This is a genomic window from Bradyrhizobium algeriense (assembly GCF_036924595.1).
In the GTDB taxonomy this organism is placed as follows: domain Bacteria; phylum Pseudomonadota; class Alphaproteobacteria; order Rhizobiales; family Xanthobacteraceae; genus Bradyrhizobium; species Bradyrhizobium algeriense.
In genome coordinates this window covers 2730860-2750017 of sequence record NZ_JAZHRV010000001.1, presented here as the reverse complement: position 1 = coordinate 2750017, position 19158 = coordinate 2730860, and the positions used below count along the sequence as shown (strand labels likewise).

At 62.9% G+C, this 19158-nt stretch carries 17 protein-coding genes; 10 read left to right on the top strand and 7 right to left on the bottom strand.

The window, feature by feature from the left end; all coding sequences use genetic code 11:
• Positions 1–7 precede the first annotated feature (7 nt).
• The 3 genes from V1286_RS13505 to V1286_RS13495 all read right to left on the bottom strand — a co-directional run bounded on the left by V1286_RS13505 (position 8) and on the right by V1286_RS13495 (position 1275).
• Entirely contained in the window at positions 8–457 is a 450-nt protein-coding gene (locus V1286_RS13505) for a nuclear transport factor 2 family protein (RefSeq protein ID WP_334480233.1), read from the bottom strand.
• 172 nt (positions 458–629) lie between these two features.
• The gene (locus V1286_RS13500) at positions 630–1034 is read right to left on the bottom strand and encodes a hypothetical protein (protein WP_334480232.1); all 405 of its coding nucleotides are present in this window, start codon (positions 1032–1034) and stop codon (positions 630–632) included.
• Between the two features lie 79 nt (positions 1035–1113).
• Positions 1114–1275 (bottom strand): hypothetical protein, encoded by a 162-nt coding sequence (locus V1286_RS13495; RefSeq protein WP_334480231.1) that lies wholly within the window; start codon positions 1273–1275, stop codon positions 1114–1116.
• A gap of 380 nt (positions 1276–1655) precedes the next feature.
• Here V1286_RS13495 and V1286_RS13490 point away from each other — a divergent pair, with 380 nt between their 5' ends.
• Positions 1656–1916 (top strand): hypothetical protein, encoded by a 261-nt coding sequence (locus V1286_RS13490; RefSeq protein WP_334480230.1) that lies wholly within the window; start codon positions 1656–1658, stop codon positions 1914–1916.
• 58 nt (positions 1917–1974) lie between these two features.
• On the opposite strand, the gene V1286_RS13485 is transcribed toward V1286_RS13490, so the two are convergent.
• Complete coding sequence (locus V1286_RS13485) at positions 1975–2523, bottom strand: CreA family protein (protein WP_108519265.1); 549 nt, start codon at positions 2521–2523, stop codon at positions 1975–1977.
• Positions 2524–2851: 328 nt separating this feature from the next.
• Between V1286_RS13485 and V1286_RS13480 the strand changes: the two genes are divergently transcribed.
• From V1286_RS13480 to V1286_RS13450, 7 genes are all read left to right on the top strand, one after another.
• Positions 2852–4495, top strand: a complete 1644-nt coding sequence (locus V1286_RS13480) for a L,D-transpeptidase (protein ID WP_334480228.1) — start codon at positions 2852–2854, stop codon at positions 4493–4495.
• A gap of 144 nt (positions 4496–4639) precedes the next feature.
• A complete protein-coding gene (locus tag V1286_RS13475) occupies positions 4640–5212 on the top strand; it encodes a glutathione peroxidase (protein WP_334480226.1) in 573 nt (190 codons plus the stop codon).
• A gap of 157 nt (positions 5213–5369) precedes the next feature.
• Entirely contained in the window at positions 5370–6314 is a 945-nt protein-coding gene (locus V1286_RS13470; protein WP_334480225.1) for a polysaccharide deacetylase family protein, read from the top strand.
• Between the two features lie 67 nt (positions 6315–6381).
• A complete protein-coding gene (locus tag V1286_RS13465; protein WP_108519362.1) occupies positions 6382–6891 on the top strand; it encodes a dihydrofolate reductase in 510 nt (169 codons plus the stop codon).
• 227 nt (positions 6892–7118) lie between these two features.
• A complete protein-coding gene (locus V1286_RS13460) occupies positions 7119–8141 on the top strand; it encodes a TRAP transporter substrate-binding protein (RefSeq protein WP_334480223.1) in 1023 nt (340 codons plus the stop codon).
• Positions 8142–8208: 67 nt separating this feature from the next.
• On the top strand, positions 8209–8802 hold the full coding sequence (locus V1286_RS13455) for a TRAP transporter small permease subunit (RefSeq protein WP_334480222.1): 594 nt from the start codon (positions 8209–8211) through the stop codon (positions 8800–8802).
• Entirely contained in the window at positions 8802–10217 is a 1416-nt protein-coding gene (locus V1286_RS13450; RefSeq protein ID WP_334480221.1) for a TRAP transporter large permease, read from the top strand. Before V1286_RS13455 ends, V1286_RS13450 begins: the two co-directional genes overlap by 1 nt.
• 27 nt (positions 10218–10244) lie before the next feature.
• Here the strand turns inward: V1286_RS13450 and V1286_RS13445 are convergent, their stop codons facing one another.
• Both V1286_RS13445 and V1286_RS13440 read right to left on the bottom strand, forming a co-directional pair.
• The gene (locus tag V1286_RS13445; RefSeq protein WP_334480220.1) at positions 10245–10697 is read right to left on the bottom strand and encodes a DoxX family protein; all 453 of its coding nucleotides are present in this window, start codon (positions 10695–10697) and stop codon (positions 10245–10247) included.
• Positions 10698–11077: 380 nt separating this feature from the next.
• A complete protein-coding gene (locus V1286_RS13440; protein ID WP_334480219.1) occupies positions 11078–13387 on the bottom strand; it encodes an NADP-dependent malic enzyme in 2310 nt (769 codons plus the stop codon).
• Positions 13388–13647: 260 nt separating this feature from the next.
• Between V1286_RS13440 and V1286_RS13435 the strand changes: the two genes are divergently transcribed.
• Complete coding sequence (locus V1286_RS13435) at positions 13648–15627, top strand: hypothetical protein (protein WP_334480217.1); 1980 nt, start codon at positions 13648–13650, stop codon at positions 15625–15627.
• Between the two features lie 12 nt (positions 15628–15639).
• Here the strand turns inward: V1286_RS13435 and aspS are convergent, their stop codons facing one another.
• Positions 15640–17415, bottom strand: coding sequence for an aspartate--tRNA ligase (gene aspS / locus V1286_RS13430; RefSeq protein ID WP_334480216.1), 1776 nt, complete (start codon positions 17413–17415; stop codon positions 15640–15642).
• Positions 17416–17606: 191 nt separating this feature from the next.
• On the opposite strand from aspS, the gene V1286_RS13425 reads away from it, so the two are divergent.
• The gene (locus V1286_RS13425; RefSeq protein ID WP_334480214.1) at positions 17607–19079 is read left to right on the top strand and encodes a protein adenylyltransferase SelO; all 1473 of its coding nucleotides are present in this window, start codon (positions 17607–17609) and stop codon (positions 19077–19079) included.
• Positions 19080–19158: the final 79 nt, after the last annotated feature.

Sequence of the window (19158 nt, the reverse complement as noted above, 5' to 3'; positions counted from 1 at the left end):
TGTAGCGCTAGAACATGCCGTTGCTATTGGCGGCCTTCTCCGGGATCTCCTGCACGACGTCCCAGTGCTCGACGATCTTGCCGTTCTCGAGCCTGAAAATGTCAACGATGGCGCGGCCGCGCGTGCCCTTCTCGCGCACGCTGTGAACGTGCAGGATCACGTAGTCGCCGTCGGCGAAGGCGCGCTTGATCTCGCTCCGGGAGTCCGGAAATTTTTCGCGCAGGAAGCCGAGGAAGGCCTTGAAGCCTTCGATGCCATCCGGGGCCGTCGGGTTGTGCTGGATGTAGTGTGGTCCGAAGAACTTCGCGGCGGCGTCGAAATCCTTGCGGTTGAGTGCCGCATCGTAGAATTCGAGCACGGCTTTCTTGTTGGCTTCCTGTGTCGCTGCGTCAGCGGCGAAGGCCGGAGATACCGAGAACGACAACGCGCCGACGAGGGCGATAACAAGCGATCGCATGGCAGCTCCTTTATGCGGCCTGTCCCGAGGCCGAACCTATCCTACCAGCTTCCGTATCGGCCGACGACTCGCGCCACAGCGCGTCGCGCAGATCGTCAGCCGGTCCATTGCTTACAATGGCCGTGACCGGTGTGTCAGGCCTGTGGGGACGTGGAGCCAAGCCGCGCCAGCCTTACTGGTTCGTTGCCGGCTCGAACATGCATTGCAATGTCGGCTTGGCGATCTTGGTGAAGGTCGGGCCGATTTCGGACTGCTTCGACACCGGCACCCACGCGGTCTCGATCGTCGGCACCCCGGTCTCGCTGATGCCGCGCAGCAGCGCTTCGCGCAGGTCGGCATCTTCCACGGTCGCGGCGGCATAGTCGTGCAGGCAGCCGCAAACGCTTTCGGGATGCGCCCAGCGTCCGACCATATGCGGCGCGCAAAGCCGCACGAACTCGCCGCGCGGATCGGGCACCTTGAACAGGGAGCGGAACGAAGTCTGTGGCGGCTGAAACTGGAGCTGGACTTGAGCTTGCGCCGAGCCGCTGAGAAGGAGGAACGACAGAGTTACAGCGGAGCAGATGCGTACGAACATGTAGGGCCTTTACCGGCGATCTTTTTTGCTATCGGCGACCTTTTGCAAAAGGACTGCTTTTGCAAAAGTTCCGCCACGCTCAGTTGGCGGCCACGACCATCGGTTGGGACGCAGGCGTCGCAACCGGCGAGCCATGATAGGCGAAGGTACCGACACCCGGCAGTTGCTGGTCGGAAGAACCAGCCATCGAGGGACCAGCCAGAATGAAGGCGAAGGCGAGGATGAAGCTGGTGGTCCGCATCTGACTGTCTCCGGTAGTCGGTGGCCGGCAGTGCCCGCCGTCTCGTTGGCCACGTGATAATCATCGGCTGTTTCCGGACATCTGCGCCAAAAACGGAAAATGGTTTCGTCGCACAGGAGAATTGTTTCGTCGGCTCGATCGGACGAAACAATAGCCGGAAAAATTCAATGAATTCAGCCGCGACGCTCGCACTTGAGAGGATCAGGCTGAACACTGGAAGCCCGCCATCGAAGCCGCTTTGGCCCTCCTCGCATGGATGAGGACGGCCTCGTTCACCGGCCGATCGGATGAACCCAAGCCCCAGTCCGGCCGACTCAACGCCGTGCAACTTTCCGTGTGCTTGTGCGTTGTGACCCCTTCCTCAACAAAGGATAGCCGTCGTGGGTAATGGCAACATCGATGTTGGCAGTGCAACCCCGACCCGCAAACCCGGCCAGCCGGTGGAGCGCCAGGGAAAGAACTCGGAAGGAAAAACCTCAGAGCATCCTGTGAGCCTTTGTGGCGCGATGTCGCAGCAAGGCGGCGAATTTCGCGGCAATGTTTCGGCGCCGCAAAAACTCGTGCAGCTGGTCGGTTGTCGCGACCGCAAGGCCGGGCCCGGCCCGGGGGCCCGCCAATATTCCAATCCGGTCAAACGGTAAGCCCGAAGCCCTCATGCCGGATCCGTTCTCGGACCCGGGATCTTGGCTGGCATCAGACTTACTGGATGAATTCACCGCATTTCTGAACCGCGGCGTCGGCGGCCCCCCAGGGCATGATCGGCACCGAGGACGTCGAGTTTTTGGGGGAACCCTCGATCAGTCTGTCCGAATAGACCATATAGACCAGCACGTTGCGCTTGGCGTCGCAGCCGCGAACGATCTGCATCTTCTTGAAGAACAGCGAGCGGCGCTGCCGGAACATGTCGTCGCCCTGCTCAAGCTTGTGCTTGAAGTGGATCGGGGCGATCTGGCGGCACGCCAGCGAAATGTCCGAGACCTCCTCGGCAAGGCCGAGCCAGCCCTTGAAGCCGCCCTTTTCCGGCACCGTGAAGTGACAGGCTACGCCATCGACCTCGGGGTCGTCGACCGCGTAGGTCGCGAGCTTGTCGTTCGGGCTCAGCCACTTGAACACGGTCGAGCGGCGAAAAATCAGGTCGGGCTCGTCGGCGGCCGACGCTGGGCCAGCCTGCCAAAGCAACAGCGCCAACACCCCCAAGGCCAGACTTCTCCACTTCTTGTTCCACTTAACGATGGCCTTGGATGTCATTGATATCTCCGCTGAAGGGCTCGCCGCCTATGTAGTGGCCGGAAAGCCGCACAGGAAGGCCGCCGCCCGGAGGTGCCCAACCGACCGCCGTTTAACGGATTGTGAGGCTTTTTTGCTACGATCGGGGCGAAAATCGCTGAAATTAGAAGGCCTACGCTGGTGAACGCGTTTTGCCTCTGCAACAACAAATAATTATCGGAAGAGTGGATTCGAGTAACCGGATTTGAGGATCAAGCGCGTGAGCGGGCATCGAGTTTTCAGTGCGGGTATTGCGGGCGCAGCTAATTCAAAACGGCGATTTTGCAGACGGCGATTTTGGCAACTGGCGATGTTGACGGCGGCCGGCACCTTGGTTGCCGTTCACCAGGCAGATGCTGCTGCCCTGTTCTACTGGCAGGACTCCGATCCCAACTACTACCGACCGGCGCCGGTGGCGCAGCCGCGCAAGCCGAAGGCCCGCCGCCCCTCCGCCAAGACCGAGGCGGCGATCAAGGAAACCAACGCCAAGCCGCAGGGGCCGCTGATCATTGCGGTGTCGATCGAGCAGCAGAAGGTCCGCGTCTACGACGCCAACGGCCTGTTCGCCGAAAGCCCGGTCTCGACGGGCATGAAGGGTCATTCGACCCCGATGGGCGTGTTCAGCGTCATCCAGAAGCACAGGATGCACCGCTCCAACATCTACAGCGGCGCGCCGATGCCTTACATGCAGCGCATCACCTGGTCGGGCGTTGCGATGCATGCCGGCGTATTGCCCGGCTATCCGGCGTCGCACGGCTGCATCCGCATGCCGACGGCCTTTGCCGTGAAGATGTGGAACTGGACCAGGATGGGCGCGCGCGTCATCATCACGCCGGGCCAGATCACGCCTGCCAGTTTCTCGCATCCATTGCTGGTGGCGCAGAAGGTCGTGCCGCAGCCCCTCATCGCCAACGATCCGGCGAACGACGCGCCCGCGGTGAAGAGCGACAAGGGCGCGGATGCTGGCCATGCGAACAAGCTGGCGAATTCGGAGGCGGGCCTGGATCTCCGATCGACCGTCGGTCACGCGGCACCGTTGCGCGAACAGACCCACACGGCGGATGCCCGCGGCGCGATGCCGGCAATCAATGTCATCGTATCAGATGCAACCTCGTCTGCAGCCGGAGTCCAGCCTGCCAGCGATACGTCGAACGCGGAGGCCAAAGCGGACCCACAGAAATCCGAGCCGGCAGCCAACGCGGCCGATACCAGCGCGCTCACAAAGACCGAAGTCTCCGCAAGCGAGAGCGTGAAGCCCGAGGACGAGCCCAGCGAGGCGAAAGCCGAAGTCAGTTCGGAAACAAAAATCGAGGCTCCCACGGCAGCGGTTGCGAATACGGAGCCCACCAGGACTGAAACGCCGAAGGTCGAGGCAGCCGAAAGGCCCGCCGAGCCCGTCAAGTCGGTCGCCGATACGCCGGCGGTTGCACCCGACGTGAAGAAGGATACGGCGCGGCCGCCCGGCGCGGCTGCCAAGGCCGAGCCGCCCAGGCGTCCCGGCCAGATCGCGGTATTCGTGAGCCGCAAGGATTCCAAGCTGTACGTCCGCGAGAACTTCAAGCCGCAGTTCGACGTTCCGATCACCATCGCGCCGAGCGACCGGCCGCTGGGTACGCATGTCTTCACCGCCGAGGCCGACAAAAAGGATCCCAACCTGTTGCGCTGGTCGGTGGTCTCGCTGCCGGTCACGGCCCGCAATGCGGCCCGGACCGACGAGGACGACCGCGCGGCACGGCGCCGCAAGGTGGTCGGCGGATCGCTTGCCGAGGCCAGGCCGCTGCCGATGCCGAACAGCCCCGCCGAGGCGCTGGACCGCATCACCGTTGCTCCCGAAGCCATGGCGCGGATCGCCGAGGTGCTGACCACCGGCAGCTCGATCGTGGTGTCCGATCACGGCATCAACCAGGGCGGCGAAACCGGCGAAGGCACCGACTTCATCGTCCCGCTGCGCTAATCTCTTCTTCTGACGCGTTTTCTTTACGCGAACCGGTACCCACTTCGCTCGAAAACGCTATGGTTTCCCATAACGGCTTGTTGAGCGGCAGCGTCCCGCGCGTTGCGCTATCCTTCGTCAGTTGAACCGCTGTCGAGGCTTTCCATGATGGACCGCAGGAGCGTGATATCAGCGGCGCTGGCCGCGATCGCAGCCGTCAGTTCGAACAGGCAATCCCTGGCGCAGGCCGGCATGAGCCGGATCACGGCTTACGCGTTTTCATTTCCGGGATTGGCCGGCGGCGATATCAGGCTTTCCGAATTTGCCGGCCGGCCGATCCTGATCGTCAACACCGCTTCGCTCTGTGGCTTCACCCCGCAATATGGCGGGCTGCAGGAATTGTGGACCGAGTTTGGCGACCGCGGCCTGATGATTGTCGGCGTCCCCTCCAACGATTTCGGCGGCCAGGAACCGGGCGGCGCGGCCGAAATCACCGCGACCGCGCAGAGCCACCACGTCGCTTTTCCGATCGCCGCGAAGGCCGTCGTCAGGGGACCGAGCGCGCATCCGTTCTATAAATGGGCGGCGGAGGCGCGACCGAAGGATGTTCCACGTTGGAACTTCCACAAATACCTGATCGGCCGCGACGGCTACATCGCCGACGTTTTTCCGGAGTCTGTCAACCCCGTGGATACACGGGTGAAGACCGCCATCGCTCGGGCCCTGGCCGCTTCCTGAATTAACCTGTCCGCTGACAAATCGGCTGGGCGTAACCGCAGCGGTTGCGTTGGCGCGGCTGCCCCAACTAGGCTACTATGTGCTTCGGGGAATGGAGGCAGACCGGACGACGGCAGCGCGGCGACCGGGTGCGGGATTCAAATTTAGGGAAAACAAGATGCGTATTGCGGCAGGGACGATCTTTGCAGGCGCGGTTTCGCTATTGGCATCAAGCGCGGCGTGGGCACAGACGCCGTCCGCTAAGGGCGCTCCCACTGCCCCGCAGGCAGCCGCCGCCCCTGCTCCGGCGGCAGCGCCTGTCTCGACCCGTCCGCCCTGCAACAATCCCAACGCGCTCGGCATCGGCCGCACCGTCGAGATCGACACCACGGGCGGGCCCGGTTTCGGCTTCGAGCATTTCAAGGAGCTCGACTTCCTGCGCGACAAGGAAGTTGTTCTGACGTTTGACGATGGTCCGTGGCCGGTGAACACGCCTGCGGTCCTGAAGGCGCTGGCGGAGGAATGCACCACCGGCATCTTCTTCCCGATCGGCAAGCACGCCACCTATTATCCCGAAATCCTCAAGCAGGTGATGGCGGCCGGCCATTCCATCGGGTCGCACACCTGGTCGCATGCCGCCCTCGTCAACAAGAAGCTGAACGAACAGCAGCGCAAGGATGAAATCGAAAAAGGCTTCAGCGCCGTGAAATGGGCGCTCGGCGGCAAGGCGCCGGCGCCGTTTTTCCGTTTCCCTGCACTGCAACACCCGCCGGAGATGGTGACCTATCTCGGCGCCCGCAACATCGGCATCTTCTCCTGCGACCTCGATTCCTTCGACTTCAAGGCGAGCAAGGCGCAAACCATCATCGACAACGTGATGCGCAAGGTCGAAAAGAACGGCAAGGGCATCATCCTGATGCATGACTTCCAGAAGCATACCGCGGAAGCCCTGCCCGAGCTCCTGAAGAAGCTGAAGGCCGGCGGCTACAAGGTGGTTGCGATGCGCGCCAAGACGCCGGTGCAGACCATCGCCCAATATGACGAAGACATCGTCAAGGACCTGAAGCTGCCGACCGTGAGCTCGCGTCCGGTGTCCAGCGTCGTGCAGACGATCTCGGAATAACGCTAAGCGACACGCCCCTGTGCCGGCGCTGCGTATCGAAGGCTATGTCATCGTCTCGGCGGACGGCATGCTCGCCGACGCGCGCAATGTCATGCCCGACGAATTGAAGTTCGAGGGCGACAAGGCGTTTTTCACCGCCGCCCTCGACCGCGCCGACCTGATCCTGCACGGCCGTAACTCCTACGAGGACCAGCCGAACTCGCCGCGGCGCAGGCGCGTCATCCTGACGCGGACGGTCGAGGCGATTGCGCCCGATCCGTCCAATCCGAACGCCACGCTGTGGAATCCCGCGGGTGCGACCTTCGAAGCTGCCTGCGCGCAGGCAGGCGTGCGTGACGGCACTGTTGCGATCATCGGCGGTCCCGGCGTGTTCGGCATGTTCATGGACCGCTACGACGTGTTCTGGCTCTCGGTCGCGCCGCATGTTCGCCTGCCCGGCGGCGAGCCTTGCTTTCCCGGCGTCCCTGCCCGTACGCCGCAGCAAATCCTCGCCGCGCATGGGCTACGTGCCGGTGACGTGCGGACGCTTGATGCAGTGCATGATGTCACCGTCACGCCGTGGCGGCGCAGCGCTTAGAGCGTCATCCTTTCGTACAATCAGCCTCGCCGAAGCCAGCCGCGGTCAGAGATCGCTTGACAGTACGCAGGCGCGGTTCCACCCTGAAAAGAAAAAACATACATATCATCATCGGGAGGGACCACAACATGTTGAGGTACGCTTCAACTATGCTTGCAGCGGTGACTCTTGGAATCGTCACCATCTTTGCTCAGCCGGTTCACGCTCAAACCACTGAAAAGCCGTTAGTGCTGAAGGGTCAGTCGACCCACCCCGCATCCTCGAACTTCCATCTCATCTTCAAGCTGTGGGCGGAGACCGTCGAAAAGATGACGGCCGGACGCCTCAAGATCGAGACGCTTCCGGCGGGAGCGATCGTGCCGCCGTTCGAGGTGTTCGACGCCACCTCCAAGAACGTTCTCGATGTCGGCATGGGACCGTTCGGCTACATCCTCGGCCGCAACACCGCGACGATACCGATGTCGCATGGCCCGCTGTACGGCATGGACGGCTCGGACTACTGGGCCTGGTACTATGACGGCGGCGGCATGAAGCTGCTGGATGAGTTCTACCGCGACGTCCTCAAGCTGAACGTCGTCGGCTTCCCGATCCCAACGGACTACCCGCAGGGCATGGGCTGGTTCAAGAAAGAGATCAACAGCCTCGCCGATCTCAAGGGCATGAAGTACCGGATCTACGGCATCGGTGCGGAAACCTACGGCCGGCTCGGCGTGTCGGTCGTCACCATTCCCGGTGGCGAGATCGTGCCGGCGATGGAGCGCGGCGTGATCGAGGGCGCCGAGTGGATCAACTGCGAGGAAGACAAGAAACTCGGTCTGCACCAGGTTGCCAAGCACTACTACACGCCGGGCATGCACGAGCCGGTCACCGGTGGCCAGTTGATGATCAATGGTGACGTCTGGAAGAAGCTCACGCCGGACCTGCAGGAGATCATCAAGGTGGCGAGCGTTTACGCCACGACGCAGCGCAACTTCGCCTTCAACCGCGAGACGGCGCACGCTTGCCAGGAACTGATCAAGATGGGCGTGCAGATGCATCGTACGCCCGACGAGATCCTGAAAAACTTCCTCGACGAGTGGGAGAAGATCCAGACCGAGCACGCGGCCAAGAACCCCTTCTACAGGAAAGTCATCGACAGCCAGAAGGCCTACGCCGAACAGATCGTGCCGTTCAAGCTCTCCTGGTTCCCGCCGTACAACTTTGCCGGCGAGTACTACTGGAAGAACAAGATCTATCTGACCAAGAAGTGATCTCTCTGTAACGGAGCTGCTGGCGTCCGAACCGCCGGACGCCAGCACTGCCTGAAGAGGAGCGATCATGTCCGCGGACCCCAGCAGTGCTTCGGTCGCCAGCAATCCGGGCGGCGAATTCCCGCGCGCTTTTTACTCGATCATACGGGCGATCGACCGCTTCACTGATGTGACCGGCAAACTCATCGCCCTGTCGATGTTGTTTCTGGTGGTGACGATCTCCTACGAGGTCGTCATGCGTTACGGGTTCGGCGCGCCAACCGTTTGGGTCTACGAATCCAGCTTCATGGTCAACGGCGCGGCCTTCATGCTTGGATCGGGATACGCGCTGTTGAAGGGCGCGCATGTTCGCACCGACATCTATTGGGAGAATTACTCGGAGCGGAAGAAGGGTATCGTCGACCTGATTTCCTATCTGTTGTTCTTCTATCCGGCCATGATCACGTTCATGCTGATCAGCTATGACGATGCGTTGCACTCCTATGACACCGGTGAACGGTCGCAGGAAAGCGTGTGGCGCGCGATCATGTGGCCCTTCCGGGCAACGGTCCCGCTGGCTGCCCTTCTTCTCATGATCCAGGGCGTGTCCGAGGTCCTGAAGTGCTGGTACCAGGTCCAGTTCGGGCGCGAGTTCGAGCACAAGGAAAAGATCGAGATATGATGGGCCTCGAACTCCTCGGACTTGTCATGCTCCTCGTGATGCTGGGGGCGATCTTCATCGGCCTGCCGATTAGCTTCACGCTGCTGTTCCTGGCGCTGTCGTTCGGCTACGTCGGCATGGGCGAGCGCGTCTTCAACCTCGCCTACCTGCAGACCATCGGCCTGATGAAGCAGGACGAACTCGTCGCGGTGCCGATGTTCATCCTGATGGGGTTCATCTGCGACCAGGCCGGACTCATGGAGCGGCTGTTCAGGGCGTTCCGCGACCTGTTTGCGCCAATCAATGGCGCGCTCTACGTGGTCGTCATTCTCACCGCGACCTTGTTCGGCATAGCTGCTGGAACCGTCGGCGCAACCGTCGCGCTGCTCGGCATCATGGCCGGTCCGATGATGATACGCTCGGGCTATGATGTGCGGATGTCTGCCGGCTCCATCGCCGCGGGAGGCACGCTCGGCATCCTGATCCCGCCGTCCGTGATGCTGGTGGTGATGGCGCCGGTGCTCGATATCTCGATCATCGATCTCTATGCGGCAGCCTTCGGCCCGGGCTTCCTGCTGTCCGCGATGTTCATCGCCTACACCCTGATCCGCTGCCACTTCAATCCCAAGCTCGGCCCGCCGGTGCCGATCGAGGAGCGGCCCGATTCGATGCGGATCGTGCTGTGGGAATGCCTGGTCGGCCTCGTGCCGGTGACCGTGCTGACGATCGTGACACTCGGCGCCATCCTCGCCGGAATCACGACGGCCGCGGAGGCGGCGGCGTTCGGCGCCTTGGGGGCGATCCTCCTTGTCATTGCCTACGGCCGGTTCTCATGGAAAGGCCTGCTGGACGCCTGCTACTCCACGCTGGCAACGACCAGCATGGTGCTGCTCCTCGCGGTGGCCTCCAACGTGTTCGGCGCCGTGTTCGCATGGCTCGGCACGGCGACCTGGATGACCAACGCCCTGCTCGCTTCGCCGCTGCCGCCCTGGGGCACGATGTCCTTGCTCCTGACCCTGATCTTCCTGCTCGGCTGGCCATTCGAATGGCCGGCCATCGTCTTCATCTTCCTGCCGATGCTGGCGCCCGTGGCCAAGGGCCTCGGCTATGACATGGTCTGGTTCGGCTGCATCGTCGCGGTCGTGCTGCAAACCGCCTTCCTGTCTCCGCCAGTCGCCATGTCGGCCTACTATCTCAAGCAGGTCGTCAAGGAATGGAACCTGAGGCTGATCTATCGCGGCATGGCCGACTTCATGGTGTTGCAGGTCGCTTGCGTGGCGCTGGTGCTGATCTTCCCGGCCATCGCTATGTGGTTCCCGCAATGGCTGCAGGCGCGCAGGGTGGCGGCGCGCACCGCGCAGATCGAACAGATCGTGCCGACGCAGAACGTCGTCGTGACCCCCGATGGTCCACGCGTGGCAATCCGGAATTTCTGACTTGGTCTGGAGCCGCCACTACCGGCTTCAGACGTCCCCGTAGGCCGGTTCATTCGGCCGCGGCCCGCGGCCGTAGCCCGCGATCATGAACAACGCGCCGATGATCGACAGGTTCTTCAGGGCCTCGATCAGCGTCTTGGCATTTTCAGGCGCCGGCTGGTTCCAGAAATCGTGGAAGTAGAAGGTCGTCGCGATGACGAAGATGATCAGCAGGAACGCGAAGAAGCGCGCACCGAAATTCACCGCGATCATCAGGCCGGCCAGGATCTCGAAGCCGCCGACGCCGACCGCCAGCAATTGAGGCATCGGCATGCCCGCCATGGTTTCGAGCTGCGAGGTATAGGGCGCAAGCATCGCGGGAATGGTCACCTTGGTCGCGATGAAGTCTGCCGTCGGCTGAATCGCGAAGAGCTTGGTCGCCCCCGTGTACATGAAGAGGACGGCGAACAGGACTCGCCCGAAGGTAACTAACGCTGGCATGGGATCGGCCTCACTAATGGCATGCAAAGGGTGCAGGCGGCGCGAAACGATTATGGGCGTTTCGTCACCGCTTTTCAAACGCTCAAATCGAAACCATCCGCGCAGGAGCCTGCGCGGGCTATAAACAAACCTTTTGATAGAAGCAGAACCAAGGCCCTTTTTTGGCCATGGCGTTTTCGAGACACATTCCGCGCAGAGAAAACGCGTCAAAACAAAATACTAGAGCGGGATGACGTTTCTTCGAATCGCCATCCCACTCCATCTCTTTGGCTTGAGCATGATCTCCGCGCAAACGCGTTCCGCGTTTGTCGCGAGGGAAAACCGGTGTCCACTTTTCCGGATCATGCTCTAAGCGGGGGTTCTGTTTCCATCAGAACCCTCTATCCAAACAACGTCGGCTGCTGGCGGCCGGCACGCTCCTGGGCTTCGACGGCGGCAACCGCGGTCATGTTGAGCACGCCGCGCGCCGTCACCCCCGGAGTGAGGATATGCGCCGGACGCGCCGGCCCGATCAGGATCGGCCCGACCGGCAGCGCATCCGCCAGCGTCTTGATCATCTGGTAGGCGACGTTGGCGGTGTCGAGGTTCGGCATGATCAGGATGTTGGCATCGCCTTCCAGGTTGGAATGCGGCAGCACCAGCTTGCGCGCCGCGGCCGAGAGCGCGGTATCGCCCTGCATTTCGCCATCGGCCTCGATCTCCGGATGCTTTTCCTTCAGCAGCGCGGTGGCGCGGCGCATCTTGCGCGAGGAGTCGGTGTCATAGCTGCCGAAGTCGGAATGTGACACGAAGGCGACGCGCGGCTTCATGTTGAACCGCTGCACATGGCTTGCCGCCAGCGACGCCACCTCCGCGAGTTCCTCGGCGCTCGGGTTCGGCCGCACCTGGGTGTCGGCGATGAAATAGGAACCCTTGCTGGTGATCATCATCGACAGCGCCGCGAAATCGCTGACACCGGGCAGGAACCCGACGATCTCCCGGACATGGCGCAGATGGCTCATGTAGCGGCCTTCGACGCCGCAGATCATGGCATCGGCCTCGCCGCGGACCACGGCAAGTGCTGCGATCACGGTGTTGTTGGTGCGGACCACGGTACGTGCGGCTTCGGGCGTGACACCGCGCCGGCCGGCGACGTCGATATAGGTCTGCACATAGGAGCGATAGCGCGGATCGTCCTCGGGATTGACGAGATCGAAATCCTGCCCGGCCTTGATCGAGAGGCCGAACCGCTTGAGCCTTGCCTCGACGACGGAGGGGCGGCCGACCAGGATCGGCCGCGCCAGTTTTTCCTCAAGCACGACCTGCGTGGCGCGCAGCACGCGCTCGTCCTCGCCCTCGGCATAGATCACGCGGACCGGCTGCGTCTTGGCCTTGGCAAACACCGGCTTCATGACGAGGCCGGAGCGGAAGGCAAACCGCTCCAGCAGCGCGGTATATTCGTCGAAATTCTTGATCGGGCGCGTCGCAACGCCGGATTCCATCGCGGCCTTCGCCACCGCCGGTGCGATGCGCAGGATCAGCCGCGGATCGAACGGGCTCGGAATCAGCGAGCCCGGACCGAAGCCTTGCGTCTCGCCGCTGTCGAAGCCGCGGGCCACCGCGTCCGACGGCGGATCGCGCGCGAGCTGCGCGATCGCCTCAACGGCGGCATGCTTCATTTCCTCGTTGATCCCGGTGGCGCCGACGTCGAGCGCGCCGCGGAAGATGAACGGGAAACATAGGACGTTGTTGACCTGGTTCGGGAAGTCGGAACGCCCGGTGCAGATCATCGCGTCGGGGCGGGCCTTGCGCGCCTCGTCCGGCATGATTTCCGGGTTCGGATTGGCCAGCGCCATCACCAGCGGCTGGTCCGCCATCGACTGGACCATCTCGGCCTTCAGCACGTTGGGCGCGGACACCCCTAAGAAAATATCCGCGCCGCCGATCACATCCGCCAGCACGCGCGCGTTGGTCTTCTGCGCATAGACCGCCTTCCAGCGGTCCATCAGCGTGTTGCGGCCCTCATGCACGACGCCATCGATGTCGCAGACCCAGATGTTCTTGCGCTGCGCACCGAGCGAGACCAGAAGATTCAGGCACGCGATTGCGGCCGCGCCTGCACCTGAGCACACGATCTTGACGTCGGCCAGCTTCTTGCCGTTCAGCAGCAGCGCGTTGGTGATCGCGGCCCCGACGATGATGGCGGTGCCATGTTGGTCGTCGTGGAACACCGGGATCTTCATGCGCTCCTTGAGCTGCGCCTCGATCTCAAAACACTCCGGTCCCTTGATGTCCTCGAGATTGATGCCGCCGAAGGTCGGTTCCAGCGCCGCCACTGTCTCGACCACGCGCTCGATGGTGTCGGCCGCGATTTCGATGTCGAAGACGTCGATCCCGGCGAATTTCTTGAACAGGACCGCCTTGCCTTCCATGACGGGCTTGGAGGCCAGGGGGCCGATATTGCCGAGCCCCAACACCGCGGTACCGTTGGAGACCACGGCGACCAGGTTGGCCCGGGAGGTCAGCGACGCCGCTTCGGCCGGATTGTTGGCGATTTCGGTGCAGGCTGCGGCGACACCCGGCGAATAGGCCAGCGCGAGGTCGCGCTGGTTGGCGAGCGGCTTGGTCGCCTGGATCTCAAGTTTACCCGGGCGCGGCAGCCGGTGATACGCAAGCGCCGCGGAGCGGAGATCTTCAGAATAGGACGACATACACTCCCCCACGGGCTTTCTCGACCCCGAATTACGTGCCGAGGCCGGTCTTCATTCGAACCGTTAGCTTTGCGGCAGATTTAGCCGGATGTGAAGCACGGGCCGCCACCTGGATGCAACATTCGAAAGCGCCGCCGTCAACAGGGGCTGATCGACGGGAAACGACAAATCCGGTAGCATATTCGCCTCCCTACCCCATCCCCTTGACCGACAATATGGCAAATTTGCCTCCCGCAATGTCGGCGTCCGGAGCACAACTAATGGTAAAGATACTGATGGGCCTGGCCGCTGCGGTCGTGATCGCGGTGGGTGGCTTCCTTGGCTTCGAGTTTTATACGCAGCACCGGATCGCCAGCGAAGTAGAGACAGCGTTCGAGCAGATTCGCGCGGGCGGCGGCAAGGTAAGCCACGGCAAGGTGTCGTTCGACCTGCGCAGCCGCACGGTCAGGATCGCCGATATTGCCGGCGAATCGGCGACGCAGCCCCCTGTGAACATCAAGATTGCCGGCCTGACGGCTTCCGGCGTCGGCCAACCCGACGCGGCGAAATTCTCGGCTGACAATATCGAAGGGACTGACCTGGAAGTCAGCGTTGGTATCGCAGGCCCGACAGGCGGGCGCGTCACCTACAAGGCGCCGCAAATCTTCATGAAAGACTATTCGGGCCCCGCCAGCCTGCCGGTACGGCCCGCTTCAGCCTCCATCGCCGAGGCGTATCGGTCCGCGCTGGAGCAGTTTGCTGCCGTCTCCGCATCTTCAATTACGGTGCCCACCATGGTGGGCACCATCAATAACTTCGGCACGGTTACGTCGGCTGATTTCACCTATACGGGCATAGGGCTGCGGGAGATCAGGAACGGCAAGATCGGGTCCATGCAGATCGAGCGCAACGCTTTCACCGCCAGTACCCAACAACCGGCGGGCAAGACCGACAAATTGAGCGGCGAAATCGTCAATTTCGCTTCGCGTGATTTCGATGCCGCCGCCATTGCCGCCATCCTCGATCCACAAAAGGCGAACGACGACAAATACTACCGCGTCTACGGTCAAACGACGGCTGGGCCCTACACCATTACGTCGGGGCAAGGCTTGCGCATGCGCATCGACGGGATGACCGTCGACGATATCAGCGTGCGGCCATCGCGCCTGCAACTCCCGGCGCTGCTCGCGCTGATACCGGCGGCCGGCGCAACTCCGACGCCGGCACAGGCGCGCGAGATGATGGACAAGATGGCGAATATCTATGAGGGCATGCGGGTCGGAACAGCCGAGATGCGCGGCCTCTCGGCGGACACGCCAGAGGGCCCGTTCAAGCTCGCCGCGGTCAGGTTCAATCTGGAAAACGGCAAGGTCGGTGAATTCGCGGTCGAAGGACTCGATGGACGCTCTCCGAAGGGGCCCGTCAAGGTCGGACGCTTCGCGCTCAAATCCCTCGATATTGCGGGTCTGCTGCGAATCGCGGCGCAATTCTCGAACCCGGGACAACAGCCGTCACCCGACCAGTTTCTCGCAATGTTTCCGCTGCTAGCAGGCATTGATGTGAAAGGCGTCGCGGTGCCGTTCAAGAACACCGGCAAGCCGCTCAATGTCGATCTCGTCAACCTGGACTGGGGCCAGTTCGTCGGACCAATCCCGAGCAAGGTGCGGCTGGTTGCGAAGTTCTCCGGTCCCCTCGACGGGACCCATCCCGGACAGCAAATGCTTTTCGCCGCCGGCATGGACAAGATGGCGATCGACTTCGATCTTGGTACGGCCTGGGACGAGGCGTCGCGCTCGCTCATGCTGGAGCCAGGCGCGTTCGAAGTCGGCGGCCTCGTAAAACTGTCCGCGCGCGTTTCGCTTGCCAACGTGCCGCGGCAGATATTTTCCTTCAACCCGCAGCAGGCAGCCACCATGGCGGCGCAAGTCGAGGCCGGCGCAATCGAACTCACGCTACGCGATCTCGGCGTCATCGATGTCGCGGTCGCCGAATATGCCCGCACCCAGAATGTCAGTCGCGACGCTGCCCGGCAGGCCGTCATCCAGGACATCAGGAACAACGCGACAACGGCGGCCAACAGTCCCGACGCGCTGGCGGCCGTGGAGGCGCTGGTCCGCTTTGTCGAAACTCCGCGGACCACGCTAACGCTGAAACTTACGCCACTCGGGAAGGTGCCGGCGGTGCAGCTCTTCCGGTTGCTTCAGAGCGACCCTCTGGCCGTCTTGGCGCAATTCCGAATCGAGGCTTCGACGGGGCTGTGAGCTATCCCGAGCCTAGGTCTTGTCCGGCAGGTTAAGCCGGATGTGAAGCTCGCGGAGCTGCTTGGTCGTGACTTCCGATGGCGCACCCATCAGCAGGTCCACGGCCTGCTGGTTCATCGGGAACAGCGAGATTTCACGCAGGTTCGTGGTGCCGCATAGCAGCATCACGATGCGGTCGACGCCGGCCGCCATGCCGCCATGCGGCGGCGCGCCATACTGGAACGCGCGGTACATGCCGCCAAAACGCTCGACGACATCCTTCTCGCCATAGCCCGCGATCTCGAACGCCTTCACCATCGCCTCGGGGCGGTGGTTGCGGATGCCGCCGGAGGCGATCTCGTAGCCGTTGCAGGTGATGTCGTACTGGAACGCCTTGATGGTCAGCGGGTCCTGCGTCTGCAACGCATCGAGGCCGCCCTGCGGCATCGAGAACGGGTTGTGCGAGAAATCGACCTTCTTGTCTTCCTCGTTGTACTCGTACATCGGGAAGTCGACGATCCAGGCGAGTTCGAACCGGTCCTTGTCGATCAGGTTCAGTTCCTCAGCCACCTTGGTGCGGGCGAGGCCTGAAAACTTCCAGAATTTCTCCGGGTCGCCGGCGACGAAGAAGGCAGCATCGCCCTCCTTCAAACCGAGTTGCGCACGGATCGCGGCCGTCCGTTCCGCGCCGATGTTGTTGGCGAGCGGACCCGCGCCCTCGCCGCCCTCGCGCCACATGATGTAGCCGAGGCCGGGCTGGCCTTCGCCCTGCGCCCACGAGTTCATGCGGTCGCAGAACGCGCGAGAGCCGCCGCCCGTGCCGGGGATCGCCCAGACCTGGTTCTTGGGGTCTTCCAGCATCCGCGCAAACACTTTGAAGCCGGAGCCACGGAAGTGCTCGGAGACGTCCTGCATCTCGATCGGGTTGCGCAGGTCCGGTTTGTCGGTGCCGTATTTGCGCAAGGACTCCGCAAAAGGAATCCGCCGCCAGCCCTTGGTCACGGGCTTGCCCTTGGCGAAATCCTCGAACACGCCTGTGATGACTGGCTCCATCGCCGCAAAAACATCTTCTTGCGTGACAAAGCTCATCTCGACGTCGAGCTGATAAAACTCGCCCGGCAGGCGGTCGGCGCGGGGATCCTCGTCGCGGAAGCATGGCGCGATCTGGAAGTAGCGATCGAAACCAGACATCATCAAGAGCTGCTTGTACTGCTGCGGCGCCTGCGGCAGCGCGTAGAATTTTCCGGGGTGAATGCGTGACGGCACCAGAAAATCCCGCGCGCCTTCCGGCGAGGACGCCGTCAGGATCGGGGTCTGGAACTCGAAGAAGCCCTGCTCCTTCATCCGCTTGCGCATCGAATCCACGATGGCGCCGCGGGTCATGATGTTCTGGTGCAGCTTCTCGCGACGAAGGTCGAGGAAGCGGTACTTAAGCCTGATGTCTTCAGGATATTCCTGCTCGCCGAACACTGGCAGCGGCAGCTCGGCCGCAGGCCCGAGCACCTCGATCTCGCTGACATAGACTTCGACCATGCCGGTCGGCAGTTCCGGATTGTCGGTGCCGTCGGGACGGCGGCGAAGCTTGCCGTCGATCCGCACCACCCATTCCGAGCGGAACTTTTCCACTTCCTTGAACGCCGGCGAGTCCGGGTCGGCCACGCATTGGGTCAGCCCGTAATGATCGCGCAGATCGATGAACAGCACGCCGCCATGGTCGCGGATACGATGGCACCAGCCGGAAAGGCGGACGGTTTGGCCGATGTCGCTCTCGCGGAGCGCGCCGCATGTGTGTGACCGGTAGCGATGCATGGAATTCCCAAAATCAGATGTCGGAGGTCAGAATCGGGGGCCAAAGGCCGCGCGAATTGCGGGAGGGTTTACCCGACACCGCGCAGGGCGGCAACCAAAGGCGGGGCTTGTTTTGGGCCCGAAACGCGAGATTTCCGCCTGCACCAGCCCGAAGCGTTTGCCTATTCCGTGCCCGCGCCTATCTTTAGGTCATGACCGTCCATTTCCCGTTCCAAAACACCTATTCGGCGCTGCCGGCGAACTTTTTCGCCCGCGTGGCCCCGACGCCAGTCGCCGCCCCCCGGCTGATCAAGCTGAACCGGACCCTGGCCGTCCATCTCGGCCTCGATCCTGACGTGCTGGACAGCCCGGAAGGGGCCGAAATCCTCGCCGGAAAGCGCCTGCCCGACGGCGCCGACCCGATCGCGATGGCCTATGCCGGCCACCAGTTCGGCCAGTTCGTGCCCCAGCTCGGCGACGGCCGGGCCATCCTGCTCGGCGAAGTCATCGACAAGGACGGCGTCCGCCGCGACATCCAGCTCAAGGGAAGCGGTCCTACGCCATTCTCGCGCCGGGGCGACGGCCGCGCCGCGCTCGGCCCGGTCCTGCGCGAATACATCGTCAGCGAGGCGATGTTCGCCTTGGGCATCCCCACCACCCGCTCGCTCGCCGCCGTGACCTCGGGCGAGAGCGTGATGCGCGAGACCATGCTGCCCGGCGCGGTGCTGACCCGCGTGGCCGCAAGCCACATCCGCGTCGGCACCTTCCAGTTCTTCGCCGCGCGCGGCGACACCGATGGCGTGCGCCAGCTCGCCGACCATGTCATCGCGAGGCACTACCCCGACGTGGCAAAAGCCGAGCGGCCCTATCACGCGCTGCTCGAAGGCGTCGTAGCCCGCCAGGCCGATCTGCTCGCGCGGTGGCTTTTGGTCGGCTTCATCCACGGCGTCATGAACACCGACAACACGTCGATCTCGGGCGAGACCATCGACTACGGCCCCTGCGCGTTCATGGACGAATACAACCCGGCGCAGGTGTTCTCCTCGATCGACGAGATGGGCCGCTACGCCTACGCCAACCAGCCGCGCATCGCGCTGTGGAATTTGACGCGGCTCGCCGAGTGCCTGCTGACGCTGTTCTCCGACGAACAGGACAAGGCGATCGAACAAGCGCAGTTCATCCTCGGCGAATTCGCCGACAAGTTCACCGCCGCCTATCAGGCCGGACTGCGCAGAAAGATTGGCCTGTTCACGTCACGCGACGGCGACGAAGCGCTGGTGCAGGATCTGCTCGACGCGATGGCCAAGAACCAGGCCGACTTCACCCTCACCTTCCGCCGCCTGAGCGATGCCGCTGGAGACGCTGACAACGACAGCGTCAGGGCCCAGTTCACCGATCCCACAGCCTTCGACGAATGGGCGGCGCGATGGCGCGAGCGCCTCGCGGACGAGCCGCAATCCGCCGCCGAGCGGCAAGCCGCAATGCGCGCGGTCAATCCGGCCTTCATCCCCCGCAACCACCGCGTCGAAGCCGTGATCGCGGCGGCCGTGAACAACGACTACGCGCCGTTCGAGGAATTGCTGACGGTGCTGTCAAAGCCGTTCGAGGATCAGCCGACGTTCGCGGCCTATACAGAGCCGCCGCTGCCCGAGCAGCGCGTGCTGCAGACGTTCTGCGGGACGTGAGGCGGAGTCTTTCACCACGCCCATCCTGTACCCTTTTGAGCGTTCGGCACTAGTCTGGAGATGTAGACTGGTCGCACGG